Source organism: Flammeovirga kamogawensis, from assembly GCF_018736065.1.
In the GTDB taxonomy this organism is placed as follows: Bacteria; Bacteroidota; Bacteroidia; order Cytophagales; family Flammeovirgaceae; genus Flammeovirga; species Flammeovirga kamogawensis.
The window spans coordinates 3,412,766-3,438,007 of record NZ_CP076128.1; the positions used below are offsets into that span (position 1 = coordinate 3,412,766).

Annotated in this window: 19 protein-coding genes; 11 read left to right on the forward strand and 8 right to left on the reverse strand. The window is 30.9% G+C overall.

Annotation, left to right across the window (positions count from 1 at the left end; genetic code table 11):
* Window positions 1-505: 505 nt before the first annotated feature.
* Window positions 506-832: a nucleotide pyrophosphohydrolase gene (locus tag KM029_RS13620; protein ID WP_144073783.1), complete on the forward strand. Its 327-nt coding sequence runs from the start codon at window positions 506-508 to the stop codon at window positions 830-832.
* A gap of 56 nt (window positions 833-888) precedes the next feature.
* On the opposite strand, the gene KM029_RS13625 is transcribed toward KM029_RS13620, so the two are convergent.
* Complete coding sequence (locus KM029_RS13625; protein ID WP_144073784.1) at window positions 889-1,626, reverse strand: shikimate dehydrogenase family protein; 738 nt, start codon at window positions 1,624-1,626, stop codon at window positions 889-891.
* A gap of 229 nt (window positions 1,627-1,855) precedes the next feature.
* On the opposite strand from KM029_RS13625, the gene KM029_RS13630 reads away from it, so the two are divergent.
* The 6 genes from KM029_RS13630 (at window position 1,856) to KM029_RS13655 (ending at window position 9,453) form a co-directional block, all read left to right on the forward strand.
* Complete coding sequence (locus KM029_RS13630) at window positions 1,856-3,334, forward strand: arylsulfatase (RefSeq protein WP_144073785.1); 1,479 nt, start codon at window positions 1,856-1,858, stop codon at window positions 3,332-3,334.
* A 310-nt stretch (window positions 3,335-3,644) separates the two neighbouring features.
* On the forward strand, window positions 3,645-4,106 hold the full coding sequence (locus KM029_RS13635; RefSeq protein ID WP_144073786.1) for a hypothetical protein: 462 nt from the start codon (window positions 3,645-3,647) through the stop codon (window positions 4,104-4,106).
* Window positions 4,107-4,179: 73 nt separating this feature from the next.
* Window positions 4,180-4,773: an HdeD family acid-resistance protein gene (locus KM029_RS13640; RefSeq protein ID WP_144073787.1), complete on the forward strand. Its 594-nt coding sequence runs from the start codon at window positions 4,180-4,182 to the stop codon at window positions 4,771-4,773.
* A 112-nt stretch (window positions 4,774-4,885) separates the two neighbouring features.
* Window positions 4,886-8,350, forward strand: a complete 3,465-nt coding sequence (locus tag KM029_RS13645; protein WP_144073788.1) for a sensor histidine kinase — start codon at window positions 4,886-4,888, stop codon at window positions 8,348-8,350.
* 7 nt (window positions 8,351-8,357) lie between these two features.
* Entirely contained in the window at window positions 8,358-9,017 is a 660-nt protein-coding gene (locus tag KM029_RS13650) for a response regulator (protein ID WP_144073789.1), read from the forward strand.
* A 94-nt stretch (window positions 9,018-9,111) separates the two neighbouring features.
* Window positions 9,112-9,453, forward strand: coding sequence for a hypothetical protein (locus KM029_RS13655; RefSeq protein ID WP_144073790.1), 342 nt, complete (start codon window positions 9,112-9,114; stop codon window positions 9,451-9,453).
* A gap of 173 nt (window positions 9,454-9,626) precedes the next feature.
* Here the strand turns inward: KM029_RS13655 and prfA are convergent, their stop codons facing one another.
* The 5 genes from prfA to KM029_RS13680 all read right to left on the reverse strand — a co-directional run bounded on the left by prfA (window position 9,627) and on the right by KM029_RS13680 (window position 18,452).
* Window positions 9,627-10,700: a peptide chain release factor 1 gene (gene prfA, locus KM029_RS13660; protein WP_144073791.1), complete on the reverse strand. Its 1,074-nt coding sequence runs from the start codon at window positions 10,698-10,700 to the stop codon at window positions 9,627-9,629.
* A 49-nt stretch (window positions 10,701-10,749) separates the two neighbouring features.
* Complete coding sequence (locus tag KM029_RS13665) at window positions 10,750-11,649, reverse strand: toxin-antitoxin system YwqK family antitoxin (RefSeq protein ID WP_144073792.1); 900 nt, start codon at window positions 11,647-11,649, stop codon at window positions 10,750-10,752.
* An 18-nt stretch (window positions 11,650-11,667) separates the two neighbouring features.
* Entirely contained in the window at window positions 11,668-17,007 is a 5,340-nt protein-coding gene (locus tag KM029_RS13670) for a hypothetical protein (RefSeq protein WP_144073793.1), read from the reverse strand.
* 121 nt (window positions 17,008-17,128) lie between these two features.
* Window positions 17,129-17,947: a 50S ribosomal protein L11 methyltransferase gene (gene prmA / locus KM029_RS13675; protein WP_144073794.1), complete on the reverse strand. Its 819-nt coding sequence runs from the start codon at window positions 17,945-17,947 to the stop codon at window positions 17,129-17,131.
* Window positions 17,948-17,954: 7 nt separating this feature from the next.
* Window positions 17,955-18,452 (reverse strand): dihydrofolate reductase, encoded by a 498-nt coding sequence (locus KM029_RS13680; RefSeq protein WP_144073795.1) that lies wholly within the window; start codon window positions 18,450-18,452, stop codon window positions 17,955-17,957.
* A gap of 390 nt (window positions 18,453-18,842) precedes the next feature.
* Here KM029_RS13680 and KM029_RS13685 point away from each other — a divergent pair, with 390 nt between their 5' ends.
* Window positions 18,843-19,667, forward strand: a complete 825-nt coding sequence (locus KM029_RS13685; RefSeq protein WP_144073796.1) for a hypothetical protein — start codon at window positions 18,843-18,845, stop codon at window positions 19,665-19,667.
* Window positions 19,668-19,731: 64 nt separating this feature from the next.
* Here KM029_RS13685 and KM029_RS13690 read toward each other — a convergent pair whose 3' ends face one another.
* On the reverse strand, window positions 19,732-21,531 hold the full coding sequence (locus KM029_RS13690) for a L,D-transpeptidase family protein (RefSeq protein ID WP_144073797.1): 1,800 nt from the start codon (window positions 21,529-21,531) through the stop codon (window positions 19,732-19,734).
* Window positions 21,532-21,567: 36 nt separating this feature from the next.
* The gene (locus tag KM029_RS13695) at window positions 21,568-22,047 is read right to left on the reverse strand and encodes a MarR family winged helix-turn-helix transcriptional regulator (RefSeq protein WP_144073798.1); all 480 of its coding nucleotides are present in this window, start codon (window positions 22,045-22,047) and stop codon (window positions 21,568-21,570) included.
* Window positions 22,048-22,363: 316 nt separating this feature from the next.
* On the opposite strand from KM029_RS13695, the gene KM029_RS13700 reads away from it, so the two are divergent.
* The 3 genes from KM029_RS13700 (at window position 22,364) to KM029_RS13710 (ending at window position 25,160) form a co-directional block, all read left to right on the forward strand.
* The gene (locus KM029_RS13700; RefSeq protein ID WP_144073799.1) at window positions 22,364-22,783 is read left to right on the forward strand and encodes an Hsp20/alpha crystallin family protein; all 420 of its coding nucleotides are present in this window, start codon (window positions 22,364-22,366) and stop codon (window positions 22,781-22,783) included.
* A gap of 18 nt (window positions 22,784-22,801) precedes the next feature.
* Window positions 22,802-23,212 carry an Hsp20/alpha crystallin family protein gene (locus KM029_RS13705; protein ID WP_144073800.1) on the forward strand — a complete coding sequence of 137 codons (411 nt, stop codon included), beginning with the start codon at window positions 22,802-22,804 and terminating at the stop codon, window positions 23,210-23,212.
* A 175-nt stretch (window positions 23,213-23,387) separates the two neighbouring features.
* Complete coding sequence (locus tag KM029_RS13710) at window positions 23,388-25,160, forward strand: tetratricopeptide repeat protein (RefSeq protein WP_158631059.1); 1,773 nt, start codon at window positions 23,388-23,390, stop codon at window positions 25,158-25,160.
* Window positions 25,161-25,242 lie beyond the last annotated feature (82 nt).

The following is a 25,242-nucleotide window of genomic DNA, read 5'->3' on the forward strand; positions in this document are numbered from 1 at the left end:
AAAATTTAAATATTAAAACTTAAGACAATGAAAAACAGAGAAAACACAATCGTAACAATGACAGCAACAGGCTTTCCAATTGTAATTAAAACAACTAAATAATTAAAATTTTAAAAATTATGAAAAACAGAGAAAACACAATCGTAACGATGACAGCAACAGGCTTTCCAATCGTAATTAAAACAACCAAATAATTAAATTTTAGAAATTATGAAAAATAACAAAAAGATGATTGTCACTATGACAGCAACAGGTTTTCCAGTAATGATCGCGGTAGATCAAAAGAAAACAGCAAAAGTAATCTCAAAAGAGATAAAGGGTAATGTTAAGCGTTCTGCTTAGAACATTCCCGACTTTCTAAAGTGTTAGGAAGTCTATAAGACATAATTAAGACAGTGATGCCCATGAGGGCTTTTTTTATGCCCAAAACTTTCTAAGGAAATACACAACTTTACCTAATTAAGTATAGCTTTGCTACTTCAATTAATATAACTTATCAAATCAAATGACACTAGACGAGGTACAAAAAGTAGTTGATAAATGGATCAATACTACAGGCGTTCGTTATTTTAACGAACTGACAAATACAGCAATATTAATGGAGGAAGTAGGAGAAGTTGCTCGTGTTATGTCAAGACAATATGGAGAACAATCTTTTAAGAAAAGTGACGAAGAGGTAGACTTAGGAGATGAAATGGCTGATGTTCTTTTTGTATTAGTATGTTTAGCAAACCAAACAGGTATAAACCTTACTGAAGCTTTAGAAAAAAACCTTCAGAAAAAATCTATTCGTGATGCGGATCGACATAAAAACAACGAGAAATTAAAATAAATAAGAATCCCCTTTATAAATTAAAATCTATAAAGGGGATACTATTATTGAGAGATTTAATCTTTATTCCAAATTTCCCATGATGCTTCTGCTTGTCCAATGAGCATTTCATGACCATTTTTTGCATGACCGTCATTTTCAACCCCTAATTTCATAAACTCGGTTACTTCTGGATTGTAGACAACATCAAAGAAATAATGATTTTCTGTTGTTTTATCATAAGGTAATTTAGGTGCAATTCCTTCATTAGGATGCATTCCTAGCGGAGTAGTATTGATAATTAAAGTATGAGAGGCATATAGTTCATCGGTAACATCAGTATAAGCAATACTATCTTCTGATCTATTTCTTGAAACAGACTTAAAAGGAATTTCTAAATCTGTTAAAGCTACTTTAATGGCTTTTGAAGCCCCACCTGTTCCTAATACCAATGCTTTAAAATTTGTATTGGGAATAAACTTTTCTAATGATGTTCTAAAGCCAAAATAATCTGAATTATAGCCAGTTAATGTGCCATCTTCTTCAAACTTTATAACGTTAACAGCACCAATTTTTCCTGCTGTATTAGGATCGAGCCTATCCATAAATGGTATTACTTGTTCTTTATAAGGAATAGTAACATTAATACCGCTTAAAGACTTATTTGATAATAGGTCAGCAAAAATATCAATCTTTTCTAATTCGAATAGTTCATATTGACATCCTTCAATACCTTCTTTTTGGTATTTCTCTGTAAAATATTTCTTTGAGAATGAATGCCCTAATGGGTATCCAATTAATCCGTATGTTTTCATCTTAAAGTAATTTTGATCCACAAGTTACAAACAAGTTTTTATTTTTTAGATAGTAAATAACAGCACCGCAATATTTCTGATTATATAATGGTTTTTATTGACTTAGGTAATTTACCTAAACTATCTAATTAGGTTTTCTGCTCATCTATAAGGGGGAACAATCCTGCACCTTTGTAATGTGATCGATGATCATTACAACAAAAAAAGTTTCTCAAAACAATAGAAGATTATGAAACAGTTTACATTATTTATCTACTTATTATTTTTTACTAGTCAGCTATTTGCTCAGAGAAAGCCAAACATATTAGTAATTTTTGGTGATGATATTGGGTTATTTAATATCAGTGCATATAACGATGGAATGATGGGATATAAGACTCCCAATATTGATAGAATAGCCAATTCAGGAATTAGATTTACAGATAGTTACGCACAGAATAGTTGTACTGCAGGTCGTTCAGCTTTCATTACAGGGCAGAGTCCTAAAAGATCAGGCTTATCAAAAGTAGGTTTACCTGGTGATGATTTAGGGTTACAAAAAGAAGATCCTACAATTGCAGAAATTCTTAAAGGAAAAGGATATGTAACAGGTCAGTTTGGTAAAAATCACTTGGGTGATAAAGATGAGTTCTTACCAACAAACCATGGCTTTGATGAATTTTTTGGTAATCTATACCACTTAAATGCTGAAGAAGAGCCTGAACATCCTGATTATCCAAACGATCCTCAGTTTAAAGAAAAATTTGGTCCTAGAGGTGTAATTCATGCCTATGCAGATGGTCGTGTTTCTGATACAGGTCCATTAACTAAAAAAAGAATGGAAACTGTAGATAGAGAATTTCTTGCAGCTTCTTTAGACTTTATTGATAGAGCTCATCAAGATGAAGAACCTTTCTTTGTTTGGTTTAATTCTACTAGAATGCACGTTGTAACTCACCTTACTGAAGAAGCAGTAGGTAAAACAGGCCAGGGTGTATATGCTGACGGCATGTTAGAACATGACGGTCATGTAGGCCAATTATTAGATAAATTAGATGATTTAGGAATTACTGAAAATACTATTGTTGTATATACAACAGATAATGGAGCTGAGGTGTTATCATGGCCTGACGGTGGTATGATTCCTTTTAGAGGAGAGAAAAATACTACTTGGGAAGGTGGCTTTAGAGCTCCAATGATGGTGAGCTGGCCTAGCAAAATTGCTCCTCATCAAGTATCTAATGAGATTATTTCTTTAGAAGATTGGATGCCAACATTAGTGGCTGCAGCAGGAGAAGATGAAATAAAAGAAAAATTACTTAAAGGATATAAAGTAGGTGATATGACTTACAATGTACATCTTGATGGTTATAACTTCTTACCATATTTCTTAGGAAAGGAAGATAAAGGACCTAGAGAAAACTTCTTCTACTTTACAGATGGGGGTGACCTTTCTGCAGTAAGAACAGGAGATTGGAAATTTATGTTTTTAATCCAAGAGCATGAAGGTTTAGATGTTTGGATTAAGCCTTTCACAAAGTTGAGAGCACCACTTATTATCAACTTAAGACGTGACCCGTTTGAAAGAGCAATAGATGAAGCAGGGTATACTAATTTCTTTGTCGAACATATGTTTTTGATGTCACCTACTGTTGAAACAGTAAAAGAGTTTATGGGTACTTTTAAAGAATACCCTCCAAGACAGTCAGCTGCATCATGGGTAGAATAAATATATAGGTTATTTGCAAATAAAGGAGCGTTGTTAAACACGACGTTCCTTTTCAAAAATACTTAATGAATATTGCTTTGTTAAACATATAAATCATCTCATAAAAATAGTATTTATAGTTATAAAATGGGAGAAGTCGTAAGACTTCACTAGTTAAATTTAAAGAAGAGGGTAGTTTACCTTCTTTTTTTTTGAAAAGAGGAATAGGCAATTTACCTAATCATTCTAATTAGGTATCCCTACAATATATACAATACTCTTATTCAGCACCTTTGTAATGTAATAATAACTCTCTTAAATCACTTTAGATATGAATACGAATATAGAAAACAACATGACATTTATTCAAGAAGATATAACTAATAAAGTAGACGACTTATTGTTAGATAATGAGGTTGCTTTAGAAGAAAAAAAGAAAATATTTAATGGTTATAATAACCGTTTTTTTGATATGGTAGAAAAAGTTGAAGAAAGCACTTTAGAACTGATTATAGATCATTTAGGAGTCTTTTTTAATGAGATGCGTTACCAGAAAATGAAAGAAGTTTTAAGTGATTCATCGCTAACCGAAAACCAGAAAGAAGTAAAACTTCAAGATAATTTATTAAATGTATATCAGCTTCAAAATAAGGTTGAAGAAATGCTTTTAGATAACTCTATTAAGCTAGAAAATATTAATCAAGAAACTAAAGATTATTTCAAAAACTCTTTTACTTACGGAGAAGAGTTTGTTTCCGAAATATCAATCAGATTATCTTCTCTCTTTAGATAGTCTTAATCAAAATTATTAATAGGAATTGCCGAACTCCTTAACAGTAGGTACAAAATTTATTCTCTCAAAAATCATGGAATTTACAGTTTCAAACTCGTTGCAAAAAACAATTAAGCATTGGTATTTACCTTTTATTTCAGGTTTATTATTTATAATAGCAGGTGTAATAACATTTACTTATCTAGGAGAAAGTTATGTAGCTTTATCAGGGTTATTTAGCATTACTTTTATTGTAATGGGATGTTCTGATATGATATTTTCAATATTAAACAGAAAAGTAATTAAAGGTTGGGGATGGTCTTTCTTAATGGGTAGTACCAATACTTTATTAGGATTGTTTTTAATAGAAAACCCATTGATTTCTATTATTACATTACCAATGTATGTAGGCTTTACTTTTTTGATAAGAGCTGTTGGTACAATCTCTTTTTCTCAAGATTTAAAAAGGTTTGGATTACTAGTTCACGATCCTTTAATGTTTATAGGAATTACAGGAGTAGTTCTTTCTCTAATATTAATTTGGAATCCTATTTTTGCAGGCTTTACAATAGTAGGTTTAACTGGTTTTACTTGTATTTTAATAGGTGTTTACCATGTTTCTCTTGCCATTAAATTAAAAAAAGTAAAACGTTTTATTAAAGAGGCATCAGATTTAGAAATAGTATAATTAAATAATTAAGGTTAGAAATAAATTCTCTCTTTTGAGATACTTTCTAACCTTATTTTTTTGTGTTCAAAGGATACGCTATCTTGGTACTACTTTTTAATTCTTCTCTACTATGCAAACACATCGATTTCTATATCAAGTTCTTTATTCTATTTTGTTGACTTTAGGAATCACAACGATACATGCATTTGCTCAATCTCTAAACCCTAATGTTCCTGTTCATGAATATGAAATCAAAACATGGACAAAAATTCAAGATACTCCTATTGATAGGGTTTTTTCTATTAAACAAGATACTAGTGGTTACTTATGGATAGGGTCTGATAGAGGTTTACTAAAATTTGATGGTGCTGTAGTGGAAGTTTTTAACCTTAGTACAGATCCAATTATTGAAAGTGAGTCTATTAAATCTGTGGAGTTTGATAAAAATAATCGATTATGGTTTGCTACAAATAGAGGCTTATTTTATCTAAGAGATAACAAAGTTGTTCAACTTTATAATGAAAAAGGAGAAAAGCTAGGTAAAACCTTAAGTATGTTTACTGATAAAGAAGGAGTGTTATGGTTTACTAGCAAATGGAAAGTATATTCTTTTGAAAATGATCAATTAATTCAGCATAAATACCCTAACCAATCTTTATTTAGAATTTTCCCAAGTGAAGAAGATGGTCAGTTGTTAGCACTTCATACTGATATAAAAAAGCAGCAATCTGAAATTTACAAATGGAACATTAAAACAAATGAAACCAAAAAAATAACCAAAGCACCTCTTGATTTATTGGCTTTTACAATAAAAGAAAGCAAAGGTAAATTGCTCATAGGAGGACAATGGGGAGAATTATGTCACTATAATCCATCTACAGCACAATTGACGTATTGGTTAGGCAAGAATAAATCGAAGCAATTTTTAAGAGATATTTTGGTTCAGGAAGATGGTACCGTTTGGGCAGGAGGAGAAGGTTTACATAGAGTTTACAACAATAAAGTTGAAACAATTTATGATACAGATGGACTTACATACTATAAAATCTCCACTATTTTTTTAGATAGAGATGGAAATTTATGGGCAGGGTCTACAGCAGGTTTAAATTACCTTTCTAATACACCTTTTTCAGAAATACCTAAATCTAAGGAAACAAAAAATGTAAGGTTTTGTGAACCAACTGTTATTAATGATCAGGTTGTGTTTGGTTCTGATAATAATGGAGTGTTTACTTTTAATGGAAAAGAGATTATAAAATTGCACTCAAGCCCATTTTTAGGGAGTGTGATATACAAGACAGCTAAATCAAATAATGGAAATTTATTGTTATCTACTAACAAAGGTGGCTTTGAAGTAAAGATTGAGAATGATCAATTAAAATTGATTAAAAAGATATGGACTGGTAAAACAACAGGTTTATTTCAGTTGTCTAACGGTAAATATATCATCAATAATAAAGAAGGTTTTTATATTACTAATAAAGATACTTTGATAAGGCTAAAATCGCCATTTTCTAAAATAGAGAGCCTTTCAAAAACAATGGGAGATAATTGGTTAACTACAAGTGTAGGGGTATATCTAATAGAAGATGATACCTTACGGTTATTCAATAAACATCTATCTTTAACAAAATATATTGTTGATGTTACAATAGATTATGACTCTAGTTTGTGGGTGGGTACTTATGGTTCTGGCCTAGTTCATATAAAAAATAGAGACGAAGTAATTCATTACGATACAAGGTCTAATTTACCTGCAAACCAGGCTATGCTGATTGCAATGTCTAAGCCTCAAGGGAAGTGGTTTTTTGTTACGCACAAAAGGCAGCCTTATATGCAGGAGATTATACCGACTGTTAAAGATGGACAACATGTGATGAACTTGGGGAAGAAATTTAAATGGAATTTTGCTGAAGGGGCGTTTCATGAAATTGGATATAATCCTTATTTTATAAAACTCCATTCTCAACTTTATTTATTAACTAAAGACAATTTATACACGTTTAAACCTAAAAAAGTACATTATTCACCACCTAAAGTAGTGTTACAAGAAGTAGTTGCGAATAATGTGAAAATAGATGGATTTCCTACTACTTTCCCTGCAGATTTAAAGCAAATAGAGTTTCATTTATCAACACTCGATTTTACACAAGATGATAATATCAACTATGAGTTTAAGATTGAAGGATATGATAAGGAATGGTTAAAAATGGGGAATAGAACTATTGCATATTATAATGCATTACCTACTGGTAATTATACTTTCAATGCTCGAATAAGAAATGCGAATAGTACTTATACTTATCTAAGAAATCCTTATTCATTTAATAAGAAAGAGTATTGGTATAAAACTACTTTTGCACAAATCATTTACATTATATTTCTAGGTGCTTTTATCTATGCACTTTTTCAATGGAGATTAAGAATAGTAAAAATACAACGTAAAAACTTACAGATTAAAGTAGATGAAAGAACTAGAGAACTAAAATATTTAAATGATAATTTAGAAGAATTAGTAGAGAATAGAACACAAAAAATATCATTATTAAACCATGACTTAACACAAAGTAAAGAACGCTTAAATTATGCATTAGAAGCAACAAAAGATGGTATTTGGGATTATAATGTAATAAATGATCAGCTCGTATTAAGTGAGGGGGCTGCTCAATTATTAGGGTATACTTTGAAAGATTGTAATAAGCAAACAGGAATTTTTCCTTTTATACATACTGATGATAAACAACGATGGGTTTCTATTTATGAAGAGCCTAGACATCAGAAGAAAATAGATGAATTTGATGATCATGAATTTAGATTTTTTCATAAAAATGGACAATTGGTATGGATCCTTGTTAAATGCAAAATTGTAGAAAGAACTAAAACAGGTAACCCGCAACGTATAGTAGGTACTTATATTGATGTAACCGAAAAGAAACGTAAAACACAAGAAATATTAGAAGCTATCCTGAGAACGGAGGACAATGAACGACAAAGAATTTCAAAAGATATTCATGATGGATTACAACAAACACTAACTATATCTTCTTTAAACTTTCAATCTGTAATAAAAAATATTGATCAGTTTCCGATACCATTAAAAGAAAAATTTGAGACAGGTTGGAATTATCTTCAGAACTCTATTTCGGAGAGTAGGTCCGTAGCACATAGTTTAATGCCAAAAGCAATTGTTGATTTTGGTATTATCTCTGCATTCGAAAGTCTTATTTTAGAGGTTGATAAGAGCAGTGAAACAATAGAATTTACGTTCTTTCATAATTTTAAAGATCCAAAAATTGAAAACCCCCAAATAGAAATAACTTTATATCGTATTCTTCAAGAAGGAATTAATAATATCTTTAAATATTCTAAAGCCAGTAAAGTTGATATTCAATTAAAAAGCTACGATGAAATTTTTATGCTAACTATTGAAGATAATGGAGTTGGGTTTGATGCATCAAAAATATTAAAGGCAAATACTGGTTTAGGATTTAAAGGAATGAAGAACCGTTTAGATGCAATAGATGGTTTCTTAGAAATTGAAAGTAGGGAAGGAAGAGGAACTACATTATTAATAGAAATCAATAAAAATTTTTAAAATGAATATGGAGCAAATAAAACTCTTTTTAGTCGATGACCATAAAATGATACGTGAAGGTTTAAAAAACTTTTTATTGGAAGATGATTTATTTAAAATAGTTGGTGAAGCTGCAAATGGTAAAGAATGTTTAGCCTTACTAGAACAAAACCATGAAATAGATATTTTATTAACTGATATGAATATGCCAGAAATGGATGGTTTAGAATTAGTTCAAATTGTAAAAGAAAAGTACCCTTCTATTAAAATTATGGCATTAACCATGTTAGGTGAAAGTCAGCATATAAAAAAGATGCTGGCAGAAGGAGCAATGGGTTATCTATTAAAAAATTGTAGCGAAGCTGAATTAATTAATGGTATTAAAATGGTAAATGCAGGTGGGACGTATTACTCGCCAGAAGTAACAAATGCAATTATTAATAATATAAGAAAAGTAAAACCGCAAAAGTCTAATGTAGCTTTAGAAGTAGCTCTATCTGAAAGAGAAACAGAAGTGTTACATCTTATTTTAAAAGAAAGAACAAATAAAGAAATAGCAGAAGAGTTGTTTATTAGTTTGAGAACTGTAGATGCTCATAAAAGAAATTTATTAGATAAAACGGGTAGTAAAAACTTGGCAGGTCTAATTTTATATGCTTTAGATAAAGAACTATTCGATGATATTTAAATCACATTATAATCTTAACTATTCGTGTAAATAGGTAATTCTCTAATAGAGGTATTTATATGCTGTATTACTTTTGTATATGAACCTAAGTTACATGAATATTTTGATTGGAAATGACAACAATCTAAATAGCAAACTAATAGAAGAAATTAAAATATTGACGCCGATTGAACGAATGACTTTGACAGATTTAGAACAAAAGAATATTGAACAGGTACCTGATGGGTATTTATTTATTAATCTTTTAGATACTATAATACAGTCAAGTGTAATATTACGTCAATTAAAAGAAAAATTTCCTAAGCATACAATCATAGCTATGCATTGTTTTCAAGTAGATCATATGATTGAATCTTTGATACAAGAAGGATTTGATGCGTATATCTCAGTATTAAATTTTGAAGAGGGAATACATGATGTAATTACCTCAGCCTGATTTATCTTTTTCCTCATTCAGCAAACTATTGAAAAGTATGTTTGTCTAACTTTAATAAAGACTTTTTCGAAATTCGAAGAAGTCTTTTTTTAATGTCAAAAAGTAAATAGGCTTAATAAAAAAATCCCCCATTTAACTGAATAAATGAGGGGTTTAATATATTTAAGTTTAGACTAAGCTAAACCACTGTTTTCCATTCTTTCAAGGTTATCAGCGATACGTAAACGATCGATAAATTCTTGAATTTCACCATCCATTACGGTTGGTAAATTATATACAGAATAATTAATACGGTGATCTGTTACACGACCTTGAGGATAATTGTACGTACGGATCTTATCTGATCTAGAACCAGAACCAACCATTGATTTACGCTCTGCACCAACTTCTTCTTGTTGTTTCTTTACCTCAATAGCATATAAACGAGATTTCAATTCTTTTAATGCTTTATCGTAGTTTTTCAGCTTAGATTTTTCATCTTGACACTGTACAATAATACCTGTAGGAAGGTGAGTTAAACGAATAGCTGAATATGTAGTGTTTACAGACTGACCACCAGGACCTGAAGAACAGAATTCATCTCGACGGATATCAGACATGTTTAATTCAATTTCGATATCATCCATTTCTGGAAGAACAGCAACAGAAGCTACAGATGTATGAATACGTCCTTGAGATTCTGTAGCGGGTACACGTTGAACACGGTGTACACCTGCTTCATATTTCAACATACCATAAGCATCTTCACCTTGGATGTTAGCAACAATTTTAGAGAATCCACCAGCAGTACCATCAACAAAATCGGTAATACTTAATTTCCATCTCTTTTTCTCACAGAAACGTTGGTATAAACGGAGTAAATCACCTGCAAAAATTGCAGCTTCGTCTCCACCTGCACCTGCTCTGATTTCAAAGATTGCGTTTTTAGAATCATTAGGATCTTTAGGAATTAAAAGCATTTTTAACTCCTCTTCAATTACAGGAATTCCCTCTTGAAGTTCGTCAAGTTCCATTTTTGCCATCTCACGTAACTCAGAATCTTTCTCTTCTTCTAAGATTTCTTTTGCTTCGTCGATACCTTCTAGCATAGTTTTATATGCTAAATAACGCTCCACAACTTTCTGAAGATCCTTGTATTCTTTATTTAATTTGGCGTAAAGCTTCATATCTGATACAGTTTCAGGCTGTACCAATTCTTCACTTACTTGATCAAAACGATCTTTTATTTTTTTGAGTTTATCTAACATCTCTCGACTTCTTTGCTTATTTTTTACAAATGTACGGTTTTTTGGCTATTTATTTACTCTTCCGTAACACCTTACCCTTCTCATCCCACTCATATTTGATCTTTGGGCCACTATAATCCTTACGATAAACATTGTTTTTATTACGGTATTTTGTAATCCGATGTTTTCTTTGTTTACCTCTTTTATCTACGGCATCATAGTATTCTGTCCAATCTCCAATTTTATATCCATATTTGTAAGAACCCACCATTTTTTTACGACCATTCTCGTAAAATGATTGGTAAATACCACTCAATTCTCCAAGTTGATAAGGAATAACCTCTTTTACTTTAGTTTGTTTAGAATCGTAATAAGTGATTTCAGCATCTTTAGGAAATCCCATATAATAGAATTTTTTATCCTTTATATCTTTGTTTTTTCCATACCAAACCCATCGTCCAGTTAGAGTGCCTTTGTAAAATTGCCCTGTAGTTACAGTATCTTTATCTACTATTTTTACATATGTGCCATGTAATGGTAACCCGTATTTAGGGTTTGAAGTACCTTGTCTTTCAATCTTTTTTTCTTCTAGATTGAAATAATATTTTAATGGAGAATAAGGATCAGGTTTTTCATATTCAGGTAAAGAATAAAATAATTCAAATACTACTCTTCCTTTTGATAAAGATCTAGTGTATTGTCTTTTTGTTTTTATTCCCCAAAATACATTTTTCTTTTTCTTCTTCTTTTTTTTGATAATTGCTTGTTCTTCTGGTGCACCAGGATTAAGCTCAATAGTAGGATCATCATCTTCAAGAGAATCCATTTCAACTACCATCGGTTTTTTTTCTTTTATTGCTTCTTCATTGCCATCCTCATCAATTACTTGAGAAAAGCTATTGCTTGAAAAGCTTAAAAAAAGAAGTATAAAAAGGAAGTTTAGTCTAAGTAAAAAAAACAATTTATTCATTTCAGAAAAAATCTTTATTTAAAAATCATCGCCATCGTCTTCATCTTCAACAGGAAGACTATCCATACTCCCATCCTCTTCATCATCCGAAGACGAATTATCATCATCAACTCCACCAAAATCATTTCCAAAATCATCTTCAGGTTCTGGCTCTAGAGATTTTGATAGATCACTTTCATAGCGACTTGGAATTTCCATACCGTCATGATAGTTGTTATAATAGGACTCTAAAAAGGCAAATGTAGCTTCAGCCGTAATAGGAGTTACATCTTTTTGCTTTTTTAGTTCTTCCATTAATGTAGAATTAGAACTCAAGATACTCAATTCCCCTTGTTGTTGACGAATATAATACCAAGTACCTGTTGGTCCTTCTAAGAAAACATTAATTACGTCGTCTGTTGGAGCTGCTTCTCCTCTTGTTTCATCTTTAGGTATTTCTATAAAACCATCAATAACTGTATTGATATCTTCACCAAAAGCAGAGAGTAATTTTATTTTATCTCCTTTAGAGTGGAAAGCATAAGTTTCGTTATCCCAAACAAGTTCATTATCAAGAATTACTAGATAATTGCCTAATAATCTAATAATATCTTGTCCATTTAAATAATTATTAAATTGATCATTTGTAAATAATGGAACAATTTGATGGTTTAAGTCACCTAAACTATCTATCTCATAATCTTCAGAAATAACACGTTTAACACCTTCTTTGTTCGACCTTAGATCAGAAAGTAATGTAGCAGATACTCTTGATGAAAGTTTTGGACCAATAGCAAAAGAAGCATTTAATTTAATTTCATCTATTCCGTGAATGGCAACACCTGAGACAGAAGATTTTATTCTTTCAATTTTATTTTTCTCAATAATAGGTAAGAAGTCAAATCTACCATGGAATTCTAATTCGTTACTTTTTGGAGTATAACTTAACCAGTTTCCATAGATAGAAGCAAAGAATTCATCCTCACCCATTTCTAATGCTTTATAATATGTAAAAGGTTTAACATGGTAGGTACCATCATTACTTGTACCATCATTTGATTCAAAAACAAGTCTACCTTCTATATCAAATAATTTTCTGTGATCAGTTCTATAACCATCTGCTCTTTCAATAAATGCATTGTATAAATACCCATTATTTTGATCGTAATAGATACCTGTTTGTAAAGGAAGTTTTTCTAAGCTAGAAATTAATTTATTAGTAACGTTTACATGAGCTGTCGAGTCTTTTTCATCATCATCATTTGTGGAATGATATGAAAACCATTGAGTATCTTCTCCGACAATATGTAACCTAGCGTTGCCATCTTTAAAGCGTGCAACTTTTTTATTTTCAACTAAACCAAATTTACCAAAATAATCAAGTCCACCTACAAACAACAAAGGATCTTCTTGTTCGATGACACCATAAGCTCTATTCTGGATCGTATTTTCTAGTTCATCATTAATAAATTCTTTTGCAATAATTCTATCAATGTTAATTTCTTTTTCTTCATTCAGCTCATTCTTATAAAGGTATGTACCTGTAGCATTCACTTCTTTACTAGATACAAGCTCAACATTTGCATTGTAGACAGTGTGGAATTTAGTATAACGGCTTAGAATAATCTGAGCATTTTCTAAATGTTCTATCTGAGCATCTTTATTTATTCTAATAGTTTGGTTTAACGTGTCTGGGTGAATATCTAAATTACTTACTTTGATCTTATCTACATTAAAGATTTGAAGCTTATTTGTGGCCAAATCATAACTAGCAGAATCTCCTTCTATAGTTAAAGAATCTTGCTCTGGTGCGTTAGAAATAAATTTACCCTTTGTTCCATTTTCCCCAGACATTGTAATATTCTTGGCATTAATATCCCATAATGCACTATTAATTGATGTTTGAAAGTTTACAAAAGGAAATGTTAAACTAGAATTTTCGTATAAACCTTGTTCTGTTTTTAAGAGCACTTTATTTTCGATCACATTTCTAGCAACTCTAACATCCTGTCCTAACATTGAGGGACTACCTTCTATACTAGAATTGATTTCGAAAACTGAATTTCTACTGATATATCCTTCTTTTTGGAATCTGAAATTATCAGATTTATTAGATGATTCTTCTGTTTCTAAAAGTCCACGCCCAAAAACTTTAGTAGGCATTAAGGCGAGATTGCCAGAAAATTTAATGTTAGAATTATAAATAGTGAAAGGTTCTTCATGAGTACCTGTAAAGTTCATACTATCACGATTTACATACCACATTAAATCGTAGGTCGTCATATCTACTCTTGGGTGAATATCAGATTCGATAACACCTTGTGTACCGTGAGTGCTTAGGGAGTCTGAATAGAAGATAAAATCTTTTGATTGGAATTTACTATTTAGATATTCTAAGGTTCCTTCGCCTCTAATTCCTTTATGGTTTAAAGTAATTTTACCATCAAAATTACCTTTTCCACGAATGGAGTCTTTATTATTTATATATCGAGGATTAAGATATATAGGCCACCCAAGTTCAGATCCCCAAGGTTCGTTATGGTTTGTTTCTCTTTCTAAAGCAAAAATACCAGTAGTAGGATCCATTTTTACTTCATCTTGAAATGTAGGGAATATACCGCCTGTATTTAAAAGACCAGTAAAAGAAACATCAACATGTATTTCTGATGCATCGACAGTGAAAGTATCTAATTCAAAAACGATACGTTTATCATAAACTCCATTTAATACAGATGGACGATCATAATAGATTCTACCACCTTTACTACTGTCTGATTTTGCATTAAAAGAAGGATATCCGTCTATATCAAGTAAACCACTTTTATTAAAAGGCTTATTGATGTATAAAGTACCACCTGTATCAACTAATGGGTTAGGAGACTCTTTCGCTTTATTTGTAGTGGTATCTCTCACAATAAAATTAATGGAGTCTACTTTTGTTAGATGAATTAAAAAACTATCATAGTTAAAAGTGAATTCTTCACCTCTAAAAATATATGCTCCAGCTGTAAATTTACCGCCAAAGGTAAATTCTCTATTGTCTTTAACTTTAATACCTGCACTATCAGGTTGTGCATATACGTTTAAAGAATCTGAAATAGAGAAATAGACTACTTTTTTTAGTAATAAAGTTGAACTATCGTTTAATGATAATGATGCATTAGGTGTATTATCATCTGGTACAATTGCAGGAATATTTATATTGTCAAAGTCTCTTTCTATTAATGCATTTTCTTGATTAACTGATAAGTTTTCGAAGTTTAATCGAGAAGTCATTGCTAGCCTTTTTCTTTCATTAGAAGCAAAAAAGTAGCGGTCATAATATTGGTAAGCTTTAGGGTTAAGTTTAACAATTTGAGAGTAAGAATTATATTCAACTAAGCCCTCCAAAGCCATGCTTTGAAGACTTTCAATAAATTGTTCTTTATTTATTTTTAAATCATCTGCTAAGGCTGATGCATCAAAGCATTTTTTTCTTGTTGCTCTAGAGTAGTTTACGATAACCATTAATGGTTGGAACTTCTTAAAACCTTGTATTCTAGAAACAAAGCCAGTTTTAAAGAAATCCTGTGATTCTACAATAAGTGGGATAACTTTTTCGCCACCAATAATTCTAAAGTCTAGTGAGTCTTTTTGAAGGTCCCAAGTTACAGCGTCAGCAAAAACATTTAGATGCTGTGCAGACAATGTAAATGGATTAAAGCGATAAATATCAGTTGTTTTTCTAAAATATACACTTTGAGTACTATCCGTAGTAGTTAAACTAGTATTTACAGATGGATGAGCAATAGTATCATTTGCATCATAGAAGATATTTAGCTTACTAGATTTTGTCTGGATATTTTCTCCATGATTATTAATTTTTATTCCTTTTTTAGTAGATAAAGAAAATAATGTAGAAGAATCATTAGATACAGAAATTGTACTTGATGCATTAGAAACTGAACGTGCAGATAGTTTACGCCCCTTGACTGCGAAACCTCCTATTAATTCTAGATTATCAGGAATATTTATCCACTTATAATTACTGTTATAGCTAATAAATTGAGGATAAATAGCTCTTTCTGGAAATTTATTAAAGTGCCCACTTTTATAAGTAAAAGCGCCAATAGCAATTGTATCTAAGTGTTCTGCAAAGTACATTTCAGCATGATCTGCTTCAATTAATGCTACACGTGTATCAAAAGTAAAGTGAGGTAATTCACACCAAACAGAATCTTTAGCAAAACCGACATTCTCCCAAAAGAATCGTCCTCCTTGACAAATAATGGTATCTGATTTAAATAGGAAAGTACCAACGGTATGTTCTAATAATGCAGTGTCAAATTTTGTTGAGATGATTAGATCAGCTTCTGAAATTTGTAGCATTGGTCCCTCTACAGGTGGTAAAGGTGTAATACCAGGATCATAATCTCTTATTTCTGTATTAGAAACATCGCAATCTTCAGAGAATGTAGTATTATCAGATGAATTTGATGAAGAAGTTTGTCCATAATCTTGTACACTAGAGTCGTCACCATCCCATGAATCTCCCCAATCAGTACTACCGTCATCACTACCCCAATCAATATTGTCATCATCACTACCCCAGTCATAATCTTCACTACTATCATCTCCCCAATCAGAGGAACTATCATCTGAAGAACCCCATCCGTCATCATCTGAACTACTATCATCACTATCCCAGGACGAGGTGGATTCTTGTTCTGTTGAAGTGTTTTCTTTGGCTACATCTTCTTTTTCTTCGTCAGAAGAAAACCAGTCTTCTTTTTCGGTCTTTTCAGTATTAATTTCAACTACCATCTGGTCACTTACGTAACCATCTGTAGCTAAAGAGTGAGCAAAATTAAAAGTACCCCCTCTAACTTCTATAGTTGTGTATTTTGATTTTTCTATTAATCCATCTTCTAAGAAAAGTCTAGATTTATAGAAGAAATTTTTTGTTACTTTCGGAGAATAAGAAGTTAAACACGTATCTGCAATTTCTAAAAAACGTGTAAATTGGTTATTTAAATTTGCCCCAGAATCTAGAAAAGCCATAATACAGCCATAATACAATGCAGCATGCTTTCTATAATTTATTCTATTTTTATGTAGCCTTTTTGTACTTGTATAAATCCATTTTTTTTGAGCTTCATCAATAACATTATTTTCCCAATGCGATTCGAAGTCAAGTATAATTGTATCAGAATTATAACGAACACCTTTTTCTAAATATAAACTTAAGTCGACAAGGAAACTATCGTACTCAGCGAAAGGCATGTATCGTTCTTTTTTCAAAGAGTCTAATTGATTAGTTGTTTGCCCTACAGCAACGAAACTACTTAGACAGAAAAAGAAGAAAAGTAATATTGATTTATATATTAATTTTGAATCCATAGTGAATCAAAAGAGGCTAATCTAACAAAAATAAAGGCTGTAATAGACTTTAACATCAATTACAGCCCATAAAAGATAAGCATTGAATTGCAAAAAATACTCCAAAAAAGTATTTATCGATTTAATTCTCAAATACAGCGCTTACCCAATTATCTTTTTCTAGATGCGAGATGTATTTTAAACCAACAGAATTGGCTTTTTCAGTAATCAACTCTAGGTCTTCTGTATAAAAACCACTTAGTAAAAGTTTACCACCAGAAATGATTAAACTTTGGTATGTAGGGATTTCTGAAAGCAATACATTTCTATTAATATTTGCCAGTACAATATCGTATTTATCAAGCTTTTCCATATCCGCAACAGTGCCACATGTAACCCTGATTTCTGCGTTATTAAGTGCAGCATTTTCTAATGCATTCTCACAAGACCAATCTTCAATATCACAGGCGTCTACTTGGTTTGCGCCTAAAATTTTAGCCATTACAGCTAAGATTCCAGTGCCACAACCTAAATCTGCTACATCTTTATTTTTATGATCAATCATTAACTGATTTCTCAACATAAGTGTAGTAGTTTGGTGATGTCCCGTACCAAATGACATTTTTGGTGTTATGACAATCTCATATTTATATTTAGGATCAGCAGGGTGGAAAGAAGCCCTTATTTGAAGCTCTTCAGAGATTTCTACGGGGTTATAATGACTTTCCCATAGTTTGTTCCAATTTTGCTTTTCCTGTTCTTCTATTGTATAAGTGATTTGATCATTGAAAAACTCAAATGCTTCTGTAAGAGCATCCTTGTCAAATAAAGAGTTTTCAATGGAAGCTTCAAACCCATTTTCATTTTCAAGAATAGCATCAAAACCTACATTTCCAATAATAGCTTGTAGGATTTCACTTAATTCTTCAGAGCATTTAACGTTGACAACGGTGTATTTCATATTAGGATTATTTTTTTCGTACATAATTTACGAATGAATAGGCATAAGGTGAGCTATCACTTTTAGCATATTCAAAACGTGAGATTTCGTTCCACTGAGTTGATAAAATATCAGGGAAGAAGGTGTCTCCAACAAATTGATCGTGAATTTCAGTAACATACAATTTATCAGCAATTTTCATTGCTTCCTCATAAATTGCACCACCGCCAATTATAAAAACTTCTTTTTCACCTTGTTTTCTAGCAATGGCTATGGCATTACTTAAACTATCTGTCAGAATTGCATCTACCGCTGGTTCGTAATCGGGGTTTCTAGAAATAACAATATTAGAACGCTTAGGTAAACATTTACCTATCGACTCATGTGTTTTTCTACCCATTATTACGCAATGCCCGGAAGTTGTTTTTTTAAAATATTTTAAGTCTGCAGGTATATGCCAAATGAGTTGATTGTCTTTGCCAATTACATTATTCGAAGCTTTGGCAACAATGATCGATATTTTCATTTTATCTGATTTTAATAGTCAAAGTTAAACTTTGCATAGAATTAGTCTTTATTCTTTATCGGAAAGCATATCTACAAATTTAATCATATTGTTTCCGATAATTTCTTAATTTTCTGTAAACTTAATTACTTTTTATAATCTATTCATTGATTTGTCTCTTGTAGTAATCAACAATAGAATGTAAATTACATTAAGCAAACCCAAAGAGAAAATATTAAACGGTTAATTAATAGGAGATTATATATTCTACAATATTAATTATAAAATGTGAAAGTATTGAATTACTGATATCTTTATAAGAGAATACTAAATTAATATGTAACTTATATTAAAAGATAGTTTTTGATAAAATCTCTATATCATCTGTACTACAATTAAAATTAGCTAAGCTTGAAAAATTTATATATAATTTTATCTCTTTTATTCATCTTAATACTACCAGAAACGAGTTATGCTCAATTTCCGGTAGAGGAAGAAGATGAATATTATGAGAAAGAATGGGCTTTAGGTGTTATGATGAATACCTATGGTGGAGTTATTGGAGGTATTACAATCCGACATGCTAGGAAATATTTTTATGAACATAAAATTGTCGAATCTCTAGGGCAGGGCAGTGGAAAAACTAGAAGTACTAGAGGCCGTGTTGGTGAAATTGAAAATGATAATAAATACCATTCATTCAGTTTAGAATTTCTGAGTATTAAACACCCTAAAGAACAAAAAGTTCAATCTTATACAACTGGAGAGGGATATGTATCTGGTAAAATGAACCGCCTTTATGCTATTCGTCCAATGTTTGGTAAAGAATGGTTGGTATTTAGAAAGGCAAGAAAACAAGGTGTTCATGTAAATTTTATTGCTAGTGTAGGCCCATCTATTGGTATAGTAAGCCCATACCTTTTAAAATATCAAGATGATGAAGGGAATACTCAAACTAAACAGTTTAGCCAAGATGATTATTTAAATAATTATACAAGAATAGAAGGTACGGCATCTTGGGGAGAAAGCATGTCTAAAGCAAGTGTAATTGGAGGATTAGCTTTTAAAGCATCATTGACTTTTGAGTTTGGTGTAAATAAAAGAAGTATAACAGGTATTGAAGCTGGTATTATTGGAGATGCATACACTTCTGAGGTACAAATAATGGCTTCATCAGATAATAGAAGTTTTTACTCTGCAATGTTTCTAACGTTCTTTTTTGGAGGAAGAAAATAATTTCATTGTGGTAAAAAAAATCCCATTGACTTTCAAAGTCAATGGGATTTTTTTTGCTTAATTTTTAGTAGAGTGCTTTGTTTAGAGCTTTTAAAACTCTCTGATCTCTGGAATAAATATCATCATAGAAATGAATAGATTCTGAAGGACCTAATAATGCAGTAAAATAGAGTAGGTAAACTGTTGGTCTATCTTTTACAAAAACACGTTTTAATTGTTCTTCTTTTACAATATCATTAATTTTTTCAAGACTATAATTTTCAGGGTCGTCTAATAAAACTTCGGCTAACTCTAAGGGTTTGTAAACACGTATACAACCATGGCTAAAAGCTCTAGAATTTTTACTAAATAAATACCTAGAAGGTGTATCATGTAGGTAAATAGAATATTTATTAGGAAAGATGAATTTTACGTGTCCCAAAGCATTTCTTGGTCCTGAACCTTGTACAATTACATAAGGGAAGTTATTTTGTTTTATAGATTTCCAATCTATCGTTTGAGGGTCAACTTCAACATTTGCTCTGTCATAAAGTTTCATGTTGTGTTTTGCTAAATATCCTGCATCCTTTTTAAGTTTTGGTAGCATTTCTTTACTAGCAATACTGTAAGGTACTGTCCATGTTGGGTTGATGTCTATATAGCTTAACTTTGATTTAAAAACGGGAGTTTGATGAAAGGTTTTACCTACTACAACTCTTGTTTGATAAAACCATTTATTGTTTTTATGTAAGAACAGTTGAAAACTAGCAATATTTACAAAAATAAAATTGTCTGTATCTTCATGATGTATCCACCTAGAGCGTTCTAGGTTAACTCTTAACGTGTTAATGCGGTTTTCTATAGGAGTATTTAATGCTTTTAAAGTTGCTTTTCCTACTTTTCCATCTGTTTCTAGACCATACATTTTCTGAAACTTAATAACAGATTTTTTCAAATTCTCATCATAGATAGTTGAAGTAGTATCTAAATACGCAACTTTCACATAATTTGAATCTAATATTGGAGTAGTACTATATGGAAAAATTGAACGTATAGTGTCTACTACTGGAGTAACTGATGGAGCATTGGTTATTTCAACTTCTTCAACCTGACTTCTGTAAGTAGTATCTACTTTAAGTATAAGTGTATCGAAAGTAAATAATGTACTAGTAACAGCAAGTCTTTTTCTTAACTCTGGAATAGATTCATTTTCATCACCAACTTCAATTTTATCCATTTTTTGGAGTTTTTTCCAACCTCCATTTTCTTTAATTTTTCTGAAATCAGCTAATGATTTTTTTAAACCAATATACAATTCATCATTTGGAATAAAATTACTGAAAGCCTCAGGAATTACTTCATTCTCAATTGGCTGAATTATTAATGGTATTCTATCTTGAGTGAATTCTTTTGTATCGAAATTCCATGTAGATGATATTGTTTCTGGCTGTACTTTTCCCCATATATAATGAGAAATAAGAAGTACTCCAGCATCTGTTAAAAGAATATCCATTAAAGCATCTTGATGTATATCTCGATCAGAGGCTAATAATTCTTGTATTTTCTCTAGATGATAATGAGAAGGGGTAAGCCCATCAAAATAAGCATTGTTGATGAGTGTGAGAATATCAGTTATATTTTTTTTACTTGTCCAAAGTGGTTTGTAATCTACTGTTTCATAAACTAATGGCATTAATGAATCAGAGAAAAGAGAAATACCATCTATTGAATTTTCAGCTTGAATTTGATCCAAAATAGAATGTATTTCTCTTTTTATAGGAGTATTAGTTTCTTCTTGAGCAATTGACGGTAAAGTCAGAAGACAAAGCGAAATTACAACTAGGAAGTAAAATCGCTTGAATTTGATAGTAGATAGAGTTTGCATGTAAATAGAGTTTTATCGGCTTAAATAATATAAGAATTATTTAGGCTCTGAAATACTTTTTTCGTATTCAGTGATATTACTTAAACATTTTCTTAAAAGTTCAACGCCAGCTTTAACATCATCTAAAGGAATGTCATTAGTAATCACTAAAATTGATTCTTCAGCAATTCCTATTACTTTGTCTTTAAGATCGCGTGCTTTTCTAGTTAAGTAAATTAGCTTAGAGCGTTTATCATTAGGGTTAGGGACACGAGTAACAAGATTGTTTTTTTCCATGTTATCGATTAAACTAGTAATACTTGCTCTGTTTTTAAGTAAAAATGTAGCAAATTCTTGTTGTGCTCGCCCATCTTTTTCCCAAAGCATTACTAAAACATCCCATTGTTCTCTTGAGATTGGCAAACCTTCTCTTTCAAACTGACGACCTAACATATAGTTACCTATTCTAGAAACTTGTGCTATTATTTTCGTTAGGTGTCTTCTCTCTTCAACTTCTTCACTCATTAATGTGCTCATATATAGTGTTTTAATTAAATTTGATAAATCAGTAATCTTAATAAATTCTAATGTACTTATTTGTTAGTGTTTAATCAATTTTTTCAAATGAAAATTTTAGTGATGTATCTTAATTTGAAAGAATTAAGGTGATTATTTAATGTTGTGTGCTTATTCTTATTGTGTTTAATTATAATTAAAATTGTCAATTTGTCATATTAAAGTTTTGTTTTTATCATTTAATCGGTCGATTTGTCATTAAAAATCAGATGGTACACTCATTGATAAAAGTATTTCTGATTAATAATTAAGAAATCAGAAATAAAAATAAAAAGTCATGAGTATTACAAGACAAAACGCATATCCAATTAGAAAGAGATCATTAGTATCTAATTTATTTTCTAACGATATAGAAACTGTTCATATTCCTACAAATATTAAAGAAACTACTAATGAGTTTTTAATTGAGCTTATTGTACCTGGTTTTAAAAAAGAGTTTTTTGATATAGGAGTAGAGCAGAATAAATTATCTATCTCTTACAAAAGTATAATAGAGAAAAACGAGAGTGAAGAGGCAGAAGTACCTACAGAAAAGTTTTTGGTAAAAGGGTATGAAGTAAAGGATTTTGCAAAAGTATTTAGACTACCAGAAAATGTAGAAGTAAATAACTTATCAGCAAAATTTAATCAAGGGATTTTAGTGGTGTCATTACCTAAAAGTGAAGAGAAACTTCCTGTTAAAATTCAAGTACAATAACCAATTATCAAATAAATCATGAAATATACATTGTCAGATTACCCAGCAACTTTTATATCATCTTTAATGAATGATGTAGTTAATGTATTAGATACTGTAAATCCAGTTGATGCTCAGGTTCCTATGAATGTTAAAGAAGGAGCGGAAAGCTTTACAGTAGAAGTTGTTGTGCCAGGAATTACTAAAGAAAATATTGACATATCAGTAAAAGAAAATAAACTGATAGTTAGTTATAAACATACTTCTGAAGAAAATGAAGAAGTAAAATACCTTAAAAGAGAGTTTTCTAAAAAGGATTTTGAAAGAACTTTTACGTTACCAAATAATATTAATTTGGACGAAATAAAGGCTTCTTATGATGAAGGTATTTTATCTGTACTTTTACCTAAGAATGTTTCTTTGGAGAAGAAAAAGATTGAAATAAGTTAATTAAACTAATTTCATTGAAAAATAAAGCCGACTTGAGATAATCAAGTCGGCTTTATTGCGTTTAATCTGTTTCATTTTTTTAAATTGCGAGTTCAAATAATAAATACTGAAGTATTCAATATTTTGTACTAGTTAAATTAAACGGTCTCAAATTTTGGCAGAAATGTCATTTCTTATGAATTACCTTTATACATTACTCTTTTCTATTTTAGTTTCAGTAAGTGTTTTTGCACAAAACAACGGTGGAAAAACAGAGTCGGATAAATATAATTATGCTAAAGAGTTAATCGATCAAGGCAAATACGAACCCGGTATTGTAGTCTTGGAAGATATACTAAGCATGAAAGGTGCAACATTGCAACCATATGCATTAACGTTAATTGGTTATGCCGATTATCAACAGAAAAAATTTACGGATGCAGAAACAACTTTATTAAAAGTTACTTCTACTTACCCATCTTGGGAACAATTAGATAATGCGAATTATTTACTTGCTTGCTCTTATTTAAAACAAGGAAAAGTAAATGAAACAATTGGAATGTTCGATAAAATCAAGGACCAAAGCTTGAAAGACGAACTTGCATTATTATCTAAAGATGCTGCCCAGAGTTTATCTTATGAAGAAGTTTATAAGATTTATACTGCTTACCCAACAAATGAAATGGTTGGTTTTGTATTGTTAGAGAAAATCAAAGAGCAACCTAAAGAGCAAAGAGATCAGGAGTTATATCATAAATTAGCTACTGGTTTAGGTGTTATTATAGATGCTGGGCATAAAGTAAGAGAAGGCAAATTTAAAGATACTTATACTATTGCTGCAATTTTACCATTCTTTACAGAAACAATTAATGGTGATGCACTGCGTGTAAAAAATGAATTTGTATATAATATCTATCAAGGTTTATTATTAGGTAAAGAATATTTAGAAAAACGAGATGTTAAAGTAAATATTCTAGCTTTTGATACAAAAAGAGACACTACTCATTTGCAAGAATTATTAGCACAACCTGAAATGGAAAATGTGGATCTAATAATCGGGCCATTATATGCAGATATGCTTCCTATTGTTCAGCAATATTCGAACGAAACAGGTGTACCTATGGTTAACCCAATTTCGAATAACTCGTCTATTATTGAAGGTGTATCAAGTGCTTTTTTAGCAACATCAACTCCATCTACAGTAGGTTCTACTTTAGGTAAGAAATTAAGAACTCAAGAATTAGCGGCATTAGAAATGTTTGAGGTTGATTCTTTAAAATTACAAGCAGATACTGTACAGACATATGTCGTATTTGGCCATTCTACTAAAGAAAAAGAATTAGCAAAATCTTTTAAAGAAGCCTATGAGGCAGAAGGTGGGAAAATTGCTGCATTTCAAGAATTTGACCCAGTAGATGGGTTTAATGTATTGCAAGAAATGTTTGATCCGTTAGCTTATGTAGATTCTCTAGATATTGTAAAAGATTCTACAGCCAATGTATTTATAGCTGTAACTAACGAGATAGAAGCATTGAATACAATTAGTGCTTTATTATCTTTAGGTACTGTTGCTGCAACTTATGTTCCTGAAGAGTGGCTTAAATTCAAGCAATTAAGTTATGCTCAAATGGAATCTGCTAAAATCAATATTTTATATCCAAATTGGTATGATGATGATTCTTATAGAGCAAAATCTTTGATAGCTGAATACCAAACTAAGTTCAATAATCAGCCATCTGATTTTGTATTTAAAGGTTTTGAAACAATGTTCTCTTTTGGAATGATTTTAAATGAATACGGCAGTGGCTTTGTTACTCCTTTAAAGGAAAGTAAAACACTTAGAAAAGGGTATTTAGTACCGGCATATAATTATTTTGAAGGGCAAGACAATCAATATGTTCCTATTATTCAATTTATAGATGGTGATTTGAAAAATATGACACCTCCTGAATTTATTGAAGAGAATTAAGGAAAGTTAGAAATAAATTTAAAAGCTGTCTTAGAGGATTACACCTTTTAGACAGCTTTATTACTTTATAAATAGTAGTACG